This is a genomic window from Rhodoferax sp. OV413, assembly GCF_900104385.1.
Classification (GTDB): domain Bacteria; phylum Pseudomonadota; class Gammaproteobacteria; order Burkholderiales; family Burkholderiaceae_C; genus Rhodoferax_B.
On sequence record NZ_FNJA01000008.1, the window covers coordinates 253523 to 269881 of the forward strand.

Consider the following 16359-nt stretch of genomic DNA (forward strand, 5'->3'; position numbering starts at 1 on the left):
CAAAAATAAATAGCAGCGCCGCGTTAACCAGGGCCGGTTTCAGCGTACAAACCAGTGGTAGGTGGCCTACCGCGCCACCGCCCCTCTGAAGCTCCGCCGCGCCATGGAAACACTGAACCACCTGCCCTGCCCCGTTCTGGTGACCGACCACCTGGGCTATATCCAGTCCGCCAACAGCGCGCTCTGCACGCTGCTCAACCGCAGCGAAGCGCAGCTACTGCTCGGCCCCATGGACGCCCTGTTTCCGCTGGCCAGCCGCATCCTGCTGCAAACCCAGGTCTGGCCGCTGCTGCGCAGCCAGGGCAGCGTGGCCGAGGTGCAGCTGAACCTGCTCGATGCCGGCACGGCCGAGCTGCCAGTGGTGGTCAACGGCCAGCGCGGCAACTTGGGCGATGCGGCCTGCTATTACTGGGTGTTCTTGGTGGCGCGCGAGCGCAGCACATTCGAGTCCGAGCTGCGCGGCGCCCGCCAGCATGCGGAAGAGGTGGCGCGCGAGCTGGTGGACAGTGCACGCTTCATCCAGACCATCACCGACGCCCTGCCCAGCCTGGTGGCCTACTGGGACAAAGACGAGCGCTGCCACTTCGCCAACAAGCCCTACCTGGAATGGTTTGGCATCCACCCCGAAGACGTGATCGGCAGCACCCTGATGGACCTGCTGGGCGAACGCCTGTACGCGCTGAACGCACCCTATGTGCGCGCGGTGCTGGCCGGCGAGCCGCAGCGGTTCGAGCGCAGCCTGCGCAAGGCCGACGGCAGCACCGGCTACACCATGGCCCACTACATGCCCGACCGGAACGCGGCCGGGGCGGTGATCGGCTTCTTCGTGCTGATCAACGACATCAGCTCCAGCAAGGCCGCGGAAAACGAACTCAAGCTGGCGGCCAGCGTGTTCCGCAACACCGTGGACGGCATCATGGTGACCGATGCCGACGGCGTCATCCTGTCGGTGAACCCGGCCTTCAGCAGCATCACCGGCTACAGCGCCGAAGAGATGCTGGGACATACCGCCGAGCGGCTGCAGTCGCAGCACCACGACGCAGCCTTTTACGCCGCCAAAGCCCAAGCCCTGGCCCGCGACGGCCACTGGGCCGGCGAGCTGTGGAGCCGGCGCAAGAACGGCGAGGCGTTTCTGGAATGGCAGACCATCACCTCCATCCCCGGCTCGGCCGAAACCCCGACCCGCTTTGTCACCGTGTTCAACGACATCACCGAGCGCTGGCACAAGGACGAGCGCATCCGCCACCTGGCCCTGCACGACCCGCTGACCGACCTGCCCAACCGCCAGCTGCTGATGGAACGACTCAGCCAGTCCATCGCCAAGACCGAGCGCGAGCCACGCCAGCTGGCGCTGATGTTCCTGGACCTGGACCGGTTCAAGCAGGTCAACGACACCCTGGGCCACGACCGGGGCGACGAGCTGCTGGTGTGCGTGGCGCAGAAGCTGCTATCGCAGGTGCGCCAGAACGACACCGTAGCCCGGCTGGGCGGCGATGAATTCGTCATCCTGCTGGACAACCCGCTGAGCCAGGACTACGTGGCCCATATCGCCGCCCGCATCGTCGCCGCACTGCATGCGCCGCTGACGCTGGGCGACCAGCAGGTGCAGCTGGGTGCATCCATCGGCATTGCCATGCACCCCAGCGCCGGCGCCACCCCGGCCGACCTGCTGAAGAACGCCGACGCCGCCATGTACGCAGCCAAGCGGGCGGGCAAGAACACCCACCGCTTCTTCAGCGTCGAACCCGGTTAGTTCGGCACCTGGATAGCGCCGCCGGAGAAGACGATCTGGTCGGCCACCACCGGGGCCGCGCTGATCGCCGGCACTTGGGCTGCGGTGATGGTGGGCGCCGCACCGGGCACCCCGCCGCGTGGCGTGGTGCGCACCACCTGGCTGGCCGGTAAGGCCGTGCCGGACTTCAGACGCGCATACATGGCATTCATCGCCTGGTTGAAGTAGGCATGCAAGGGCACGTAGCGGGTGTCGAAGCCGGAGAAGCCCAGAAAGCCATCGAAATGCTGGGCGTTCGTCACCTCCACATAGCGCAGCTGGCTGGCACTGGCCTCGACCGCGCGGTTGTAGGCGGTGTAGGCGCGGGCCGAGTGGTTCACCGGGATCAACGCGTCGCTGCGGCCGGCCACCACCAGCGTGGGTTTGCCGCGCAGATTCGCGCTCAGCAGGGTCTCAGCCATGCCGGCGCGCACCGCGTCGCTCTGGGCCTTGGTGGGCGTGCTGCTGATCGTCAGGACGGCACCGCTGGCGGTGTCCACACCCGTCACCAAGGCGCGTTGGCACAGGGCGGCGTCCAGCGCAAAGTCGGCCAGGCCGCTGCCCGGCGACACCGCGGTTTGCCAGGAATGCGCGCCGCCCACCGCATCGTTGTACACCGGCGTGGCCGGTGTGCCGTTGGCCGTGCCGTTGCCGGTGGCATAGCTGGCGGCTTTGGCGTTGACGCCGATGGCCACCGGCGCACCGCCGGCATCCACCGCGGCCAGGCTCATGCCGCACAGGTTGTCGGCCACCGAGAAACGGCCGTAGGCGCTGGGGTACATGGTGGCCAGGATCGGCTGGTTGCCCAGGCCGTAATGGGCGTTGTGCATGCTGTCGTTGTCGCTGGTCCAGCCGTAGGCGCGCAGCCGGGCCAGGGCGTCGGCCGACTGGTCGGCCAGCGTGGCGCCGCTCAGCAGGCCCAGGGCCGCCAGCGCGGTGCAGCGGTTGGTTGCCCGCGCGGTCATAGCCGCAAACGGGATGTAGTTGAAGAGCGAGGTCTCGGCCATGGTCGCGCTGCTGGCCAGGGCGGCGCAGGGCTGGTACAGGTTGGCGTAGGTTACGTAATCGGCCAGGGGCTTGCCGTAGGCTGCCACCGCGGCGCCGCCAAACCGCACGCCGTAGCCGCTGGTGCTGGCCGGCTGGGCGTTCGGCTCAAAGGCCACCACGCCGTCGATCAGGCCGCTGCTGTCTTGCTCGGCAGCGCGCAGCACCGCCGAGCCGCCATTCGACACCGAGGCGGCGATCACCAGGGTATTGGCGGGCGTGAACCGCACTGCCTTGCCGCCGGACACCGTGTCGGCGTATTCCTGGTTCAAGGCGTACAGCGCATAGCGGGCGGCGGCCAGCGTGTCGTTGCCCCAGTCCTTTTCGGGGTTCTGCTGCGAATGGGCTTGCTTGAGCGCCAGCCGGTTCGGGAACGCGGTGTTGAAGGCCGTGCGGGCGCTGTCGCTCAGCGCGGCCGCGAAATGCGCGAGGCTGCCGGCCGCCGCGCGGGTGGCGCGGGTGCCGTCGATGCGGTGCACCGTGTCGTCCGTCAGGTCGTACAGGCCCATGCCCTTGCCGGCGTCGGTCAACGCCACCGCGCAGCCGCGCTTCAAGCCCCATTCCGCGCCGGTGCCGATGGCGCCGTACACGCCGCGCGAACCCGAGGACGGCGCCAGCACCACGCAAGGCGCGTTCACGTCAAAGCTGTCGGGTATCTGCACCGCCAGGGTGACGCGCTTGGTGCCGGCAGCGTTGTCCAGCACGCCCAGGTATTCGAGGCCGGGCACCAGGCCTTCGCTCGCTGTGGCATTGCCGGCCAGGTCGACGTTCGGGCCGAACAGGCTGCCAAAGCCGCCCTTGGCCGTCACGTCCACCAGGCCGCGGTAATTGGACAGCACGGCGTTGCGCCGCAGCTCGTCGGCCGTGGGCTGGGTGGGGTCGGCATAGGCGGGTGCGGCCGAGGTGCTGAGCAGGCCGGTTTTACCCAGGCCGGCCGTCAGCAAATCTTGCGTGGCTGCCGTGCTGCCGCTGCCCACGCTGGTAGCGCGGTAGGCCGTGCGGCTGAGCTGCGACACGCCCGTGGGCAGCGTGTTGGTGGGGTCGCTCGAGCCCCCGCAGCCGCCCAGCAAGGCAGCCCCCAGTCCCAAGCATGCCGTGCGCTGCACGGTTGCGAAAAAACCATTGCGTGTCTGGTGCATATGTGTGACTCCGGGTGTGTGCGGCGTGGGCCGATCCGCAGGCGACAAGGAAACCCTTGCCGGGGCGACGATACGGCACCAGCCTCGCCCCGTCTGCAGGGCATTTCCTACACAGCCGGGAGGCCCTTTCCTGCGGACACCGGCCCGCCTGTGTCAGAAACTGGGTTCATCGCCGTTGGAGTGTGTAGCGTCCTAAGCGATCTGCAAGGGTGCTACCACGCCGACATCCATCCACGGACTGAAGGAGTTAGCCCATGTTCCATACCTCTACCCCCCTGCCTACGCGGATTGCCGCGCACAGCCACATCAAACAGGCCCTAGTGGCCGGCGGCATCTGCGCGCTGGCGCTGGCCACGGCCGCCGCCTGGGCGCAAACCACCCCAGCACCCGCCATGGGCACAGCCTCGGCCAGCGCCCCTGCCGATGCCAGCAAGCTGGCCAGCTCAGACAGCCGCATGCTAGGCAATCTGGCCCAGGCCAACCGCGCCGAAGTCGAGGCCGGCAAGTTGGCGCTGGAGAAATCGCAGAACCCTGAGATCAAGAAGTTCGCCCAGACCATGGTCGATGAGCACGGCAAGGCGCTGAGCGAAGTCGAACAGCTGGGCGCGGCCAAAAACGTCAAGCTGCCCGATGGCGTGGGCGTGATGCACAAGGCCAAGGAAACCGCTTTGAAGGCGCTGTCCGGCAAGACCTTTGACAACCAGTATGTGAAGCGCGCCGGCGTGGGCGACCACGAGAGCACGGTCAAGCTGCTGCAGGACATCCAGAAGAACGCCAAGGACGCCGATCTGAAGGCCCTGGCCGACAAGATGCTGCCAGCCGTGCAGCACCACCTGGAGACGGCTAACCAGATGGCGACACAAATCGCCGCAGCCAAGTAAGAGAAGGGCTTAGTGCAAGCGCAATGCTGCTATTTTTATAGCGGCTTGCGCTTTTACTACCTGCGCCAGAGGCTGTTTTGGCTTGAGAACTTACGGTATGGTGAGAAGTGAACATCCGTTCCACTGCATGCCCTCATGGGCACGCCCGCAATGTCGTTGACTTACACTCTTGCCATGCCCCGCCACGACTCCTCCGTTGCTCTCAACACACTGTGCTACCACGCTGGCTGCACCGTCGTGGGCAAACGGTTTGGCCAGGATGTGGTGATGCGAAATCTCGCCGCACTTCCCTAAGCCCGGCGCGCCACCTCCCCCTATCCTCTTCGCTCACCCACGGTCGCCGGGCACCCCCAGAGCAGACCTTCGCCTTGGCTAGATTGATCCGGGCGATGCACCGTTGGAGTGTTAGATGGAAAACTCATTTTTTGAACGTACGCTGACCGAGTTGGACCACGCCCGGCTCCAGGGGATGGTTTCCCGCAGCCACCAGGCGTCCGCGCTGGCAGAGCTGCTCGACGCCGCAGAAATCGTGGCGTCGGCAGATGTTCCCGCTACGGTGGCAACCATGCGGTCGCAGGTATTGCTCACGGATACAAGCTCGGGGCAAGACTTCGAAGTCGCGCTCAGCTATCCCGACGAAGCGGATACCCGCGAGGGTCGCATATCGGTGCTCTCACCCATAGGACTCGCCTTGCTGGGGCGCAAGGTCGGAGACCATCCCGTTTGGCTCGGCGCAGACGGCACCGCAACCCATGCGCAATTCAAGGCTCTGCTGTTTCAACCCGAAGCGGCCGGAGAGCTGCTGCGCTGAATGCGCCCGGTGCGGTTGGCAAGGGCATGCTGTAGCCGCCCTCACCACGCCCGCGGACGCGCAAACTCCCCCGCCAAAAAATCCACCAACGCCCGCACCTTGGGCGCTACGTGCTTGCGCGTGGGATAAACCGCGTAGATGCCCATCTCCATGGCCTGGTAGCCGGGCAGCAGCTGCACTAGGCTGCCGGCGGCCAGGTCGGCGCCGACCAGGAAGGTGGGTTGCAGGATCACGCCCTGGTGCGCCAGCGCGGCGGCGCGGCAGGTGTCGCCGCTGTTGGTGTGCATGCAGGCCTGGGTACGCACGCTTACCGGGCCGGTGGGTCCGTCGAAATGCCAGTCGTCTTTGCTGGCCCAGTAGCTGTAGGCGATGACTGCGTGGCCGGCCAGGTCGGCGGGGACTTGCGGCGTGCCGTGTTCGGCCAGGTACTGCGGCGACGCGCAGACCACCATGCGGGTGCTGGCCAGGCGCTTGCTGACCAGGGTCGAGCTGGGCAGGGTGGCGATGCGGATCGCCATGTCATAGCCCTCTTCCACCAGGTCAACCTGCCGGTCCGCCAAGGTGATGTCCAGCGACACCTTCGGGTGCTGGCGGCGGAACACGCCCCACAACGGCGCCAGGTGCAGGATGCCGAAGGTGACGGGGGCGTTGATGCGCAGCAGGCCGCTGGCGGCGGCGCTGCGCGAGCTGACCTCAGCCTCAGCCTCATCCACCCCGGCCAGCAGCTCCTTGCTGCGCGCGTGAAACACCTGGCCCTCTTCGGTCAGCGACAGGCGCCGGGTGGTGCGATGCAGCAGGCGCACGCCCAGCCGTGCCTCCAGCTCGCCCACGTAGCGCGATACCGCGGCCTTGGACAGGCCCAGCACCTCGGCGGCCTTGACGAAGCTGCCCGCATCGACCACGGCGCTGAATGTTTGCATTTCAAGGAAGCGGTCCATTGTACTACTCAGTGAAACAATGAATCTTATTTTAGGCCGTTTATCTCTGCATCAGCAGCTTATACAGTGGAGCCCAACCTCTCTTTGGACACCACCATGGCTACCGATACCCGCCTCGCCCCCGTACTCTTCATCTCCCACGGCGCACCCACGTTTGCGCTGGAGCCTGGCCTGCTCGGCCCGCAGCTGACCGCGCTGGGCACCCAGCTGGCCGACATCCGCGCGGTGCTGGTCGTGTCGCCGCACTGGCAGACCCGCGGCGTGAAGGTGATGGCCACCGCCCAACCCGAGACGGTGCACGACTTCGGCGGCTTTGCCTCGGCACTGTACGACCTGCACTATCCCGCAGCCGGCCACCCTGCCCTGGCCGCCGAAGTCGCCGATCTGCTGGCCGAGGCCGGCTGGCCCGTGGCGCTGGATGGCCAGCGCGGCCTGGACCACGGCGCCTGGGTGCCGCTGCGCCATCTGCTGCCGGATGCCCAACTGCCAGTGTTCCAGGTATCGCTGCCGCACGACCTGGACACTGCCGGCGCGCTGCGCCTGGGCCAGGCGCTGGCACCGCTGCGCGCGCGCGGCGTGCTGGTGGTCGGCTCGGGCAGCATGACGCACAACCTGTACGAGTTTCGCCAGGGGCAGGCAGCTGCGGCCGGCTACGCGGTGGAGTTCACCCACTGGATCCGCCAGGCTGTCAACGGCAATGCGGTCGACAAGCTGGTCGACTACCGCACGCTGGCCCCGCACGCCCAGCGCGCGCACCCCACCGAAGAACACTACCTGCCGCTGCTGGTCGCCATGGGCGCGCGCAGTGGCGACGAGCCGGCACATGTGATCGACGGCGGCATCACGAACGGCGTACTGTCGATGGAGTCGTACGCCTGGGGCCTGCCCGCCACCAGCCACTGAATTAGGAATCTAGACACCATGAACACCCTGCACACCAGCCCCGACTTCGCCCTTTCCTTCCGCGTATTCCAGCCCGAACCCGCCCAGCCCACCGCCCTGGTGGTCTTGCTGCACGGCGTGGGCGGCTCGGAAACCAATCTGGCCGACATGGCCGCCGCCATCAGCGCGCAGGCACCGGGCACGCTGGTGGTGCTGCCGCGCGGCCCGCTGGCCCTGGGGCCGGGGCAGTTTGCCTGGTTCCGCGTGGCCTTCACACCCCAGGGGCCGCGCATCGAAGCGGCCGAGGCCGACAACAGCCGGCTGGCGCTGACGCGCTTTGTCGAGCAGCTGCAGCTGGCCCACGGCATCGCACCGCAGCGCACCGTGGTGGCCGGCTTCAGCCAGGGCGGCATCATGAGTGCCAGCCTGGGGCTGACGGCGCCCGAGCGGCTGGCTGGCTTTGGCATCTTGTCGGGCCGCATCCTGCCCGAGCTGGAGCCGCAGCTGGCCGAACCCGCGCAACTCGCCGCAGTGCAAGCCTTCGTCGGCCACGGCGAGCTGGACAGCAAGCTGCCCGTGGTCTGGGCCGAACGCTCGGACAAATGGCTGACCGCGCTGGGCGTGCGCCACCAGACCCGGCTCTACCCCATAGACCACGGCATCAGCGCGGCGATGCAGGCCGACTTCCTGGCCTGGTTGAACTCCTGTATTGATAGCAGCTTGCGCTGATAGAACCTGCGCCAAGTGCCGATTTGGCTCTTAATCGTCCACCGGGGTGCGCAGCCACTGCACCAGGCCATCGGCGGTGCGCGGCCGGCTGAAGATATAGCCCTGGCCCTTGTCGCACTGCAGCTCCCGCACCACGGCGGCCTGGGCCGGGGTTTCTATGCCTTCGGCCACCGTGGCCATGCCCAGGCTATGGGCTACTCGCACCGTGGCCTCGATCAGCACGCGGTGGTGCTGGCTGGTGTCGGCCTGGCAGACGAAGGAGCGGTCGATCTTCACGGTATCCACCGGCAGCAGGTGCAGGCTGGCCAGCGAGGAATAGCCGGTGCCGAAGTCGTCCAGCGCCAGGGTCAGGCCCAGGGCCTTGAGCTCATGCAGCCGGGCCTGCACGCTCTCGTCCTGCGCGGCCAGGCTTTCGGTCACTTCCAGCTGCAGCTGGGCCGCGTCCATGCCGATGCTGCGCAGCAGCGCATCCACGTAGGCCACCCAGCCCGGCTGGTGCAACTGGGCCCGCGACACATTCACTGCCAGCAGCCGCGGCGCCTGCGGCCCGAGCGCGGCCCGCCACTGCACGAACTGGCGGCAGGCCGAGGCGAGCACGAAGTCGCCGAGCGCGCCGATCAGGCCGCACTCTTCGGCCACGGTGATGAATTCATACGGCAGCACCACGCCGCGCGCCGGGTGGTCCCAGCGCACCAGGGCTTCGACGCCGCTGGTCCGGTCCACTGCGCCATCCGCCGGTGCGGCAGGCACCAAGCCGACCACCGGCTGGTAGACCACGAACAGCTGCTCCTGGGCCAGCGCCCGCCGCAGCTCGGCTTCGATATCGGCGCGGTGGGCTGCGCGCACCTGCATGGCCGGTTCGAACACCACGTAGCGGGCGCCGCCCGCGCGCTTGGCCTCGACCATGGCGATGCTGGCGCTTTGCAACACCGCGTCGGCATCGCCGCGGGCCTGCGCGCGCAGCACGATGCCCATGCTGACACTGCAGTGCAGCTGGTGCGGACCAATGCCATAGGGCTTGGCCAGCACATCCAGCAGGCGCTGCGCCACGGCGTGTACATGGTCGGCCCGCGCCAGGTCGTCGACCAGCACCACGAACTCGTCGCCACCGATGCGCGCCGCCACCAGCTCGCTGCCGTTGTGCCGCTCGAAGCGGCTGCGCGAGCGCAGGGTGGCCCTCAGCCGGTCGGCCAGCAGCCCCAGCACGCCATCACCGGCCGCATGGCCTGCGGTGTCGTTGATCTGCTTCAGGCGGTCGCAGTTCATGAACAGCACCGCGAACTCAGGGCCCGCATCGCCTGTTGCGCCAACATTGCGCGCCAAGATCCGCTGCAGATGCTCCAGCGCCACGCTGCGGTTCGGCATACGGGTCAGGTTGTCCACCCGGGCCGCGGCATTCAGCCGGCGCGCCAGGCCCTGCTGCTCGCGCTGCACGTCAAAGGTAGCGTCGTTCAGCACCGCCATCAGCCGGGTCGGGTCGAGCTTGAACAGGCTGAACGACAGCACCTGGGGCTGCGCCGCGCCCAGTGCCGGCTGGCCCGGGTGAGGCTGCAGCGGAATCCGCAGCGACTCACACACCACGCCATAGGGCTGGGTAAAGGCCTGCGCCAGTGCGCGCAGATCGGGGGCCACATCGGCCAGCGCGGTGAACAGGTTGTCCAGGCTGCCGTCGGGCGATACCGGCAGCAGCAGCCGGGCCGACATGGCATTCAGCAGCAGCACCTCGCCGCCCAGCGTGGTCTGTACCAGGCCGACCGGCACCAGGTACAGGAACTGGAGCAGTGCCTCGTAATCGCTGGCCGTGTAGAGATCGGTGTTGGACATCTAGACCCGCCGCTGCACCAGCACGTAGCGCATGGCCTGGCCGGGCTGGGCCAGCAGGCGCAGCAGCACCTTGATGGGCCGCATGCGCAGGGTCAGCACGTAGTCGATGGTGGAGTCCAAAGCCTCGGCCTGGGCTTCGGCATCCTCGAAACGCTGGGCCACCATGAAGTTGTTCATGCAGGGTGCGACCACGGTAAACATGCGCTTGCCCAGCACCCGCTCGGGCGCCAGGCCGCTCAGCTGCGATTCGGTCTGGCTGTAGATGCGCACCACCGTATCGGCATCGAAGCCGATGACGCCGAACTCCAGCGCATCCAGCTCCGCCGGAATGCAGGCAGCCAGAAGGGCCGGCATATCGGCATCCTGAAACAGCAACGATTCGAGTGCAGCCATGTCCAACGCTCCAGGGTTGTGTCCAAGCATCCACGCACAGAATATTTATACCCCATGCAGCATGTATACATACGGGTTTTTAGAATGCTTTGTATCTATTTTTGAAAGCAGCCGCCATGCACACCTTGGTCCAACACCACTACCGCGCCGCGCGCCAAGGCCTGGCCGCGGGCACGCCCATCACCTTGCTGCATATCGGCGAGGAGCAGACAGCCGTGGCAGTGGGCAGCGGCCCGGAGGCGGACGCGGTGCTGCTGCTGGCCCTGGGCACGCGCAGCACGGCCGCGCAGTTCTACCGGCACGACCCGCCCACGCCCGGCGAGCTGGAAAACGCCATCCAGTGGGTGGAAGATGAGGTGAACCGGGCGCGCGCCCTGGTGGTCGGCCATGCCAGCCTGTTCAGCAGCGACCCCGCCGTGCTGCAGATGGCTGAACTGGCCGGCGTGGCCGGCCCCAGCCTGTCGGTGGAGGCGGTAGAGCGCCTGTTCGACCAGCTGGCCAGCCTGTCGCTAGGCCGCCCTGCCAGCAGCGCCGGCATTCCCAACACCCCGGCATTTGCCGCCGGCCTGCTGGTACTGCGCGAGTTCATGCACCACCTGGGCTTTGCCGAGATCCGCTGGCAGACCTAGGCCGCCACTTCTTCCGGCAGCAGCAGCGCCAGGCGCTCGCGGATGGTGTCGGCCCGTTCGGCACCGGCGCTGTTGGCAATTTCTTCCAGCATCTCCTGGCTGACGGCCAGCATGGACGCACGGTCGCGCGCCTGGCGCAGCGATTCGCGGAAGGATTCGGCCAGCACCGGCGCGCGCCGGGCAAACATGCGCTCGCAAATGTCGAACAAAAACATGCGGGCAGTGGCCAGCGAGCGCTTGCCGTCAAACGCATCCACCGCGCCCTGGCGGGCTATCAGCGGGCTGGGAAGGCTGGCGGCGCCGGCCTCGCTCAGATAGCCGTCGCTGACCAGCTGCAGCACCAGCTGCTCGCCCTCGTGGCCAAAGTAGGCAGCGACTTCGCGGGCGCTCTTGTGCCCGTCGGCCAGCAGCAACAGCGAGCGCTGGCGCAAACCCAGGCTGCGGCAGCCCGGTTGCAGCTCGGCACGCGCTTTATCGGTTTTTTGAAGCCCCATGGTCGCCCATCCAATGCAAATGGCGATTGAAGCAACATTTTGTTACTGCGATGTGACGCCTTTGACGCCCAGCGGGGTGTGCATGGCCACCGCATACAGATCGGCCACCAGCGGCCGGCTGAAATAGTAGCCCTGGCCCTCGGCGCAGTTCTGCGACTGCAGAAACACCAGCTGCTCCCGCGTTTCAATGCCCTCGGCAATCACCCGCAGGTCCAGGCTACGCCCCATGGCGATGATGGCGCTGACCAGCTTGGCCTCGCCGTTACCGGAGGGGATGTCGCGCACAAACGACTGGTCGATCTTCAGGGTGTCGATGGGGAAGCGCCGCAGATAGCTGAGGCTGGAGTAGCCGGTGCCAAAGTCGTCGATCGCGATCCGCACGCCCATGTCCTTCAGCGCCCGCAAGATGGTGATGGTGGGCTCGTTGTCCTGCATCAGCCCGCTCTCCGTCAGCTCCAGCTCCAGCGCGCACGGGTCCAGGCCGGTTTCTTCCAGCACGGCCTGCACGCCCGACAAAAAGCCTTTGCCGTGGAATTCCACCGCCGACACGTTCACCGCCATCTGGCCAAACGGCAGGCCCGCGCGCAGCCATGCGACAGCCTGGTTGCAGGCTTCGCGCAGCATCCATTTGCCCATAGGAACGATCAGTCCGCACTCTTCGGCCACGCCGACAAAATGCCCGGGGTATATCAGCGCCTGCCCGGGCCGCTGCAAGCGCAGCAAGGCTTCGGCACCGATGATGGCACCGGTCTCCAGGTTCACCTTGGGCTGGTAGTGCAGCACGAAGCCGCCATGGTCCAGCGCCTGGTGCAGCACCACCTCGAGGGTCTGGCGCGCCACCGCCCGCACGGTCATGTCGCTGGAAAACACTTGGTAATTGTTGCGGCCATTCTTCTTGGCCTGGTACATGGCGGTATCGGCGTTGCGCACCAGTGTTTCCACGTCGCCGCCGTCGTCCGGGTAGATGCTCACGCCGATGCTGGCCGACACATGGAGCCGGTGTGGGCCTACCTGGTAGGGCTCGGACGCGGCCTCGATCAGCATGGCGGCGGTGCGGGCCGCGTCTTCCACGGTGTGGATCTCGGCCAGCAGCAGCACGAACTCATCGCCGCCGAGGCGGCACACCGAATCCGACTGGCGCACGCTGTCCTGCATACGCTGGGCCACGGCCTGCAGCAGCTGGTCGCCCACCGCATGGCCGAGTGAATCGTTGATGTGCTTGAAGTTGTCCAGGTCCAGGTAGACCAGGGCCACCTTCTGCTCATGGCGCAGCGCCAGTGCAATCGACTGCTCGAGCCGGTCGGTCAGCAGCGAGCGGTTCGGCAGGCCGGTCAGGATGTCGTGCTTGGCCATGTAGGACATCTGGGCGGTTGCGCCCTCGGCGGTTTCGGTCATGATTTGCGCATGCACCGTGGCCACCACTAGGCGCTCGTTCGCCTCGCGCAGCAGTGCGCCGGCCTGGGCGGCCAGCTCGGCCTTGGCGTACAGCGCGTCCTCCTGCGCAAGCACGGCTTGCTCGCGCGCTGTGACGGCGGCCTCCCGCCGCTCCAGCATCTGCCGAATCTCTTCTTGCATCTGTAGCCTCTGAGGCCCGACGTTGTCGTCCTTCTGCTCCAGAAATGGGGTTCGGTACATCATCGCAGGCCTCCTTTCACGGCGTGGGCTTCCACGGCACGCATGGGGCGGCCGTCAAACAGCCCCGCGTAGTGCAGCATGGGTTTGCCAATGGCGATACCGTCATTGCCAGGTGTTTAGTCATGGTGGGTGTCCTGTTCAAACGGTGGTGAAGGAGGTAGCCATACGCAGGCCAGAAGACGTTCGGTCAAAGACTCGCCAATCAGGCTGGCCAACAGCTCGGTAAAAGTGACCAGCAGTGCGCAACCGCCTTCGGCGGCCTCCAGCGCAGTGCGGCCAACAAAGCGGAGCTTGATGTTTTCCATCGCATCGGCGGCCTCCTGGGCGTTGGTCGGCGTCAGCCAGGGGTAGCTCTTGACCGTCAGGTACAGCGCCCGGTTCAGCAGCACACTGACCCCGCGCACGCCGATCACCGGCTCCAGCTGGGCGGCCATGGTCTGCCAGGTGCTGCCCACCGCCTCCAGCACGGCAGCGACATCGGGCGTGTCGCCGGCCCGCTGGGTGAGGGTTCCATGGATGGATTCGTGGGCAGTGGAATGCGCCGCGGTAGTCATTTGAAGGGCTCCAGCGCCAGAGTGCACTGCCGTGACCGCCGGGGCGGCCCTGGGGGCAGCACAAATTGAAGAATGGCGTTGAATCGAAAGTCCGGACCCGATGGCCTGCAGACCATACCGACGTTTACCAGGTTTCGTCAACCAATGGTGGCGAGCTTCGCCCCATAGGCAGGGGCTGTCTGTGCGGCAGCCCACATAGGCAGAACGCACTGCAGCTGCGGGTAGATCGAAAAACTATGGTTTTGATAGCTGCCAGCGCACTATTGGATTGCGCTAGAGCCGTATTTTGCACCTAATTTCTAGGCAATCATGGTTGGCCCAGAATGGCTTCAAACTCCGCAATCGGCTGCGGCCGGGCCATCAAATAGCCTTGGTAGGCATGGCAGCCGCTGTGGGCCAAAAACAGGCGCTGCGCCTCTTCTTCCACACCCTCGGCGATCACGCACAGGCCCAGGCTTTCGGCCAGGGCGATCACCATGCGGGCGATGGCGGCGTCGTTCGGATCGACCAGAATGTCCTTGATAAAGCCCTGGTCGATCTTCAGCTGGTCCAGCGGCAGGCGCTTCAAATAGGTGAGCGACGAATAGCCGGTGCCGAAGTCGTCCAGCGAAAAGCCCACGCCGCTGGACTTCAGCGCGTCCATCTTGCGGATGGTGGCCTCCACATCGTCGACCAGCACGCTCTCAGTGAGCTCCAGCTTGAGCTTGCGTGGCTGGGCGCCGGAGTCGCGCAGCACCGCCAGCACCTGCGCAACAAAATCCTCCTGCTGCATTTGCTTGGCGCTGACGTTCACCGCAATGCTGAGCTCGGCGGTTTCCGGGCGCAGGGCCCACAGCGCCAGTTGGGCGCAGGCCGTCTGCAGCACCCAGTGGCCCAGCGGCAGGATCAGACCGGTTTCTTCGGCCAGGGGAATGAAGTCCGCCGGCCCCACCATGCCCCGCCGCGGGTGCTGCCAGCGCAGCAGCACCTCGGCCCCGGTGATCTGGCGCTGGCCCACCACCTGTGGCTGGTAGTGCAAGACGAACTGCTGCAGCCGCAGGGCTTCGCGCAGGTCAGACTCCAGCACCGCGCGTTCGCTCACCGCGGCCTGCATCGCCGCATCAAAAAAGCGCAAGGTGTTGCGGCCCGCGGTCTTGGCCTGGTACATCGCCAGGTCGGCCTGCTTGAGCAGCTCGTCGATGGAGTTGCGCGGCCCGTCGAACAGCGTGACGCCGATGCTCGGGGTGCTGCGCACGTCATGCCCTGCCAGCGGGTAAGACAGGTTCAGCGCGTTGAAGATCTTCTCGCCCACCGCCCGGCAATGCGTGGCCACCTCGTCGGGGTTGCCGCCCAGGTCTTCCAGAATCACCACGAACTCGTCGCCGCCCAGGCGGGCCACGGTGTCGCCCTCGCGCACACAGGTCACCAGGCGCTGCGCCACCTGCTGCAGCAGCAGGTCGCCCTTGTCGTGGCCCAGGGTGTCGTTCAGGGTTTTGAAATGGTCGAGGTCGATGAACAGCAAGGCGCCACATTTGCCGCTGCGGGCACTGGCCACCAAAGCATGCTTGAGCCGGTCCATCAGCAGGCGGCGGTTCGGCAGCAGGGTCAGCGGGTCGTAGAAGGCCAGGCTGTTGATCTCGTCCTCGGCGGCTTTGCGCGCGGTGAAGTCTTCGATCACCCAGATGCTGCCGGCCTGCGGCTGCTGCGGGTCCAGGCCGCGCTTGCGCACCTGCGCCCAGAACTGCGTGCCGTCCTGGCGCTGCAAAAACCGCAGTTCTTCGTCTGGCCCGCCCTCGGCTGCCGGCCCGCCCTGCGGGTACAGCGTGCTGGCCGGCAAGCCCGCCATGGCGCCAGGGCCGTAGCCAAAAATCTGCTCGGCATGGTGGTTGGCGATGTGCAGGCGGCCGTCGCGCACAAACAGCACGCCCACCTGCACATTGCTCAAGATCACCTGCTGCTCGGCGAACGAGGTTTTCAGGTCCTTGCGCATGCGGTCCATCTGCTGGGCCAGGCGGCCGATTTCGTCCGGCCGCTCCCAGCCTATGGGTTGCTCGAAGTTGCCGCCGGCCAGCCGGTTGGAGAACAGCGTCAACCTGTGCAGCGGCCGCAGCACACGCAGATGCAAGGCCACCAGAATGCAGCCCAGGGACAGCACGAACTGCCCCAGCAGGATGAACGCATAGGCCCGGCGGTCCCGGGCAAACTCCTGCTGCTTCAGGCCGTCGTCGACCTCGATCTCGACGAAGCCAGCCACCTCCTCGGTGCCCGCGCTGCGCATCAGCAGCGGCCTCTGCACCACCTGGGACTTCCCCAGCCTGCGCTGGGGCTGTTCCAGCACCACGATAGGCACCTTGTCGGAATCGCTGACCGTGATCCGCACCACCTGCGGGTCCAGCAGGGCCGATTGCCCGATGGTGCTCACACCAATCGTGTTGTAGTTCCACACCGGAACCGCCAGGCTGTTGGACAGCTGCGAAGCCCTTTCGTCCAGGTAGGCAGACAGCTCCTTGTTGATCTGCGCCTGGCGCAGATAACTGAGGGTCATGACGCCGATCAGCGCGGGCACGAACAGGCCGGCCGCCATCGCGACCACGATGCCCACGCTCAGGCTGCTGAGCCGGCCGCCTGGGCTAGACATAGGTCGGTACCGACGCAA

The 16359-nt window shown here is 66.7% G+C and carries 14 protein-coding genes; 6 read left to right on the top strand and 8 right to left on the bottom strand.

The window, feature by feature from the left end; genetic code table 11:
- Nucleotides 1–103 precede the first annotated feature (103 nt).
- A complete protein-coding gene (locus tag BLT66_RS23445) occupies nucleotides 104–1753 on the top strand; it encodes a sensor domain-containing protein (protein ID WP_143029277.1) in 1650 nt (549 codons plus the stop codon).
- Here the strand turns inward: BLT66_RS23445 and BLT66_RS23450 are convergent.
- Complete coding sequence (locus BLT66_RS23450) at nucleotides 1750–3954, bottom strand: 3-hydroxybutyrate oligomer hydrolase family protein (RefSeq protein ID WP_092761783.1); 2205 nt, start codon at nucleotides 3952–3954, stop codon at nucleotides 1750–1752. The genes BLT66_RS23445 and BLT66_RS23450 overlap by 4 nt on opposite strands.
- A gap of 254 nt (nucleotides 3955–4208) precedes the next feature.
- Between BLT66_RS23450 and BLT66_RS23455 the strand changes: the two genes are divergently transcribed.
- Together BLT66_RS23455 and BLT66_RS23460 are read left to right on the top strand one after the other, a co-directional pair.
- The gene (locus BLT66_RS23455) at nucleotides 4209–4835 is read left to right on the top strand and encodes a DUF4142 domain-containing protein (protein WP_255407055.1); all 627 of its coding nucleotides are present in this window, start codon (nucleotides 4209–4211) and stop codon (nucleotides 4833–4835) included.
- A 409-nt stretch (nucleotides 4836–5244) separates the two neighbouring features.
- Nucleotides 5245–5646 carry a GreA/GreB family elongation factor gene (locus BLT66_RS23460; RefSeq protein ID WP_092761785.1) on the top strand — a complete coding sequence of 134 codons (402 nt, stop codon included), beginning with the start codon at nucleotides 5245–5247 and terminating at the stop codon, nucleotides 5644–5646.
- Between the two features lie 41 nt (nucleotides 5647–5687).
- Here BLT66_RS23460 and BLT66_RS23465 read toward each other — a convergent pair whose 3' ends face one another.
- The gene (locus tag BLT66_RS23465; protein WP_092761787.1) at nucleotides 5688–6584 is read right to left on the bottom strand and encodes a LysR family transcriptional regulator; all 897 of its coding nucleotides are present in this window, start codon (nucleotides 6582–6584) and stop codon (nucleotides 5688–5690) included.
- A 96-nt stretch (nucleotides 6585–6680) separates the two neighbouring features.
- Here BLT66_RS23465 and BLT66_RS23470 point away from each other — a divergent pair, with 96 nt between their 5' ends.
- Both BLT66_RS23470 and BLT66_RS23475 read left to right on the top strand, forming a co-directional pair.
- The gene (locus BLT66_RS23470; protein ID WP_092761956.1) at nucleotides 6681–7487 is read left to right on the top strand and encodes a DODA-type extradiol aromatic ring-opening family dioxygenase; all 807 of its coding nucleotides are present in this window, start codon (nucleotides 6681–6683) and stop codon (nucleotides 7485–7487) included.
- Nucleotides 7488–7505: 18 nt separating this feature from the next.
- Nucleotides 7506–8195, top strand: a complete 690-nt coding sequence (locus BLT66_RS23475; RefSeq protein ID WP_092761789.1) for an alpha/beta hydrolase — start codon at nucleotides 7506–7508, stop codon at nucleotides 8193–8195.
- A 30-nt stretch (nucleotides 8196–8225) separates the two neighbouring features.
- Here the strand turns inward: BLT66_RS23475 and BLT66_RS23480 are convergent, their stop codons facing one another.
- Nucleotides 8226–10019: a putative bifunctional diguanylate cyclase/phosphodiesterase gene (locus BLT66_RS23480; protein ID WP_092761791.1), complete on the bottom strand. Its 1794-nt coding sequence runs from the start codon at nucleotides 10017–10019 to the stop codon at nucleotides 8226–8228.
- Nucleotides 10020–10412: a PAS domain-containing protein gene (locus BLT66_RS23485; RefSeq protein WP_255407056.1), complete on the bottom strand. Its 393-nt coding sequence runs from the start codon at nucleotides 10410–10412 to the stop codon at nucleotides 10020–10022.
- A gap of 116 nt (nucleotides 10413–10528) precedes the next feature.
- On the opposite strand from BLT66_RS23485, the gene BLT66_RS23490 reads away from it, so the two are divergent.
- Nucleotides 10529–11041, top strand: coding sequence for an acetate and sugar kinases/Hsc70/actin family protein (locus tag BLT66_RS23490; RefSeq protein ID WP_092761793.1), 513 nt, complete (start codon nucleotides 10529–10531; stop codon nucleotides 11039–11041).
- On the opposite strand, the gene BLT66_RS23495 is transcribed toward BLT66_RS23490, so the two are convergent.
- From BLT66_RS23495 to BLT66_RS23510, 4 genes are all read right to left on the bottom strand, one after another.
- Nucleotides 11038–11535: a hypothetical protein gene (locus BLT66_RS23495; protein ID WP_092761795.1), complete on the bottom strand. Its 498-nt coding sequence runs from the start codon at nucleotides 11533–11535 to the stop codon at nucleotides 11038–11040. The two genes, BLT66_RS23490 and BLT66_RS23495, sit on opposite strands and share 4 nt — an antisense overlap.
- Nucleotides 11536–11577: 42 nt before the next feature.
- Nucleotides 11578–13173: a putative bifunctional diguanylate cyclase/phosphodiesterase gene (locus BLT66_RS23500; RefSeq protein WP_218922652.1), complete on the bottom strand. Its 1596-nt coding sequence runs from the start codon at nucleotides 13171–13173 to the stop codon at nucleotides 11578–11580.
- A gap of 113 nt (nucleotides 13174–13286) precedes the next feature.
- Complete coding sequence (locus BLT66_RS23505) at nucleotides 13287–13724, bottom strand: hypothetical protein (protein WP_092761799.1); 438 nt, start codon at nucleotides 13722–13724, stop codon at nucleotides 13287–13289.
- Nucleotides 13725–14031: 307 nt separating this feature from the next.
- Nucleotides 14032–16341, bottom strand: coding sequence for a putative bifunctional diguanylate cyclase/phosphodiesterase (locus BLT66_RS23510; RefSeq protein WP_092761801.1), 2310 nt, complete (start codon nucleotides 16339–16341; stop codon nucleotides 14032–14034).
- Between the last annotated feature and the right edge of the window lie 18 nt (nucleotides 16342–16359).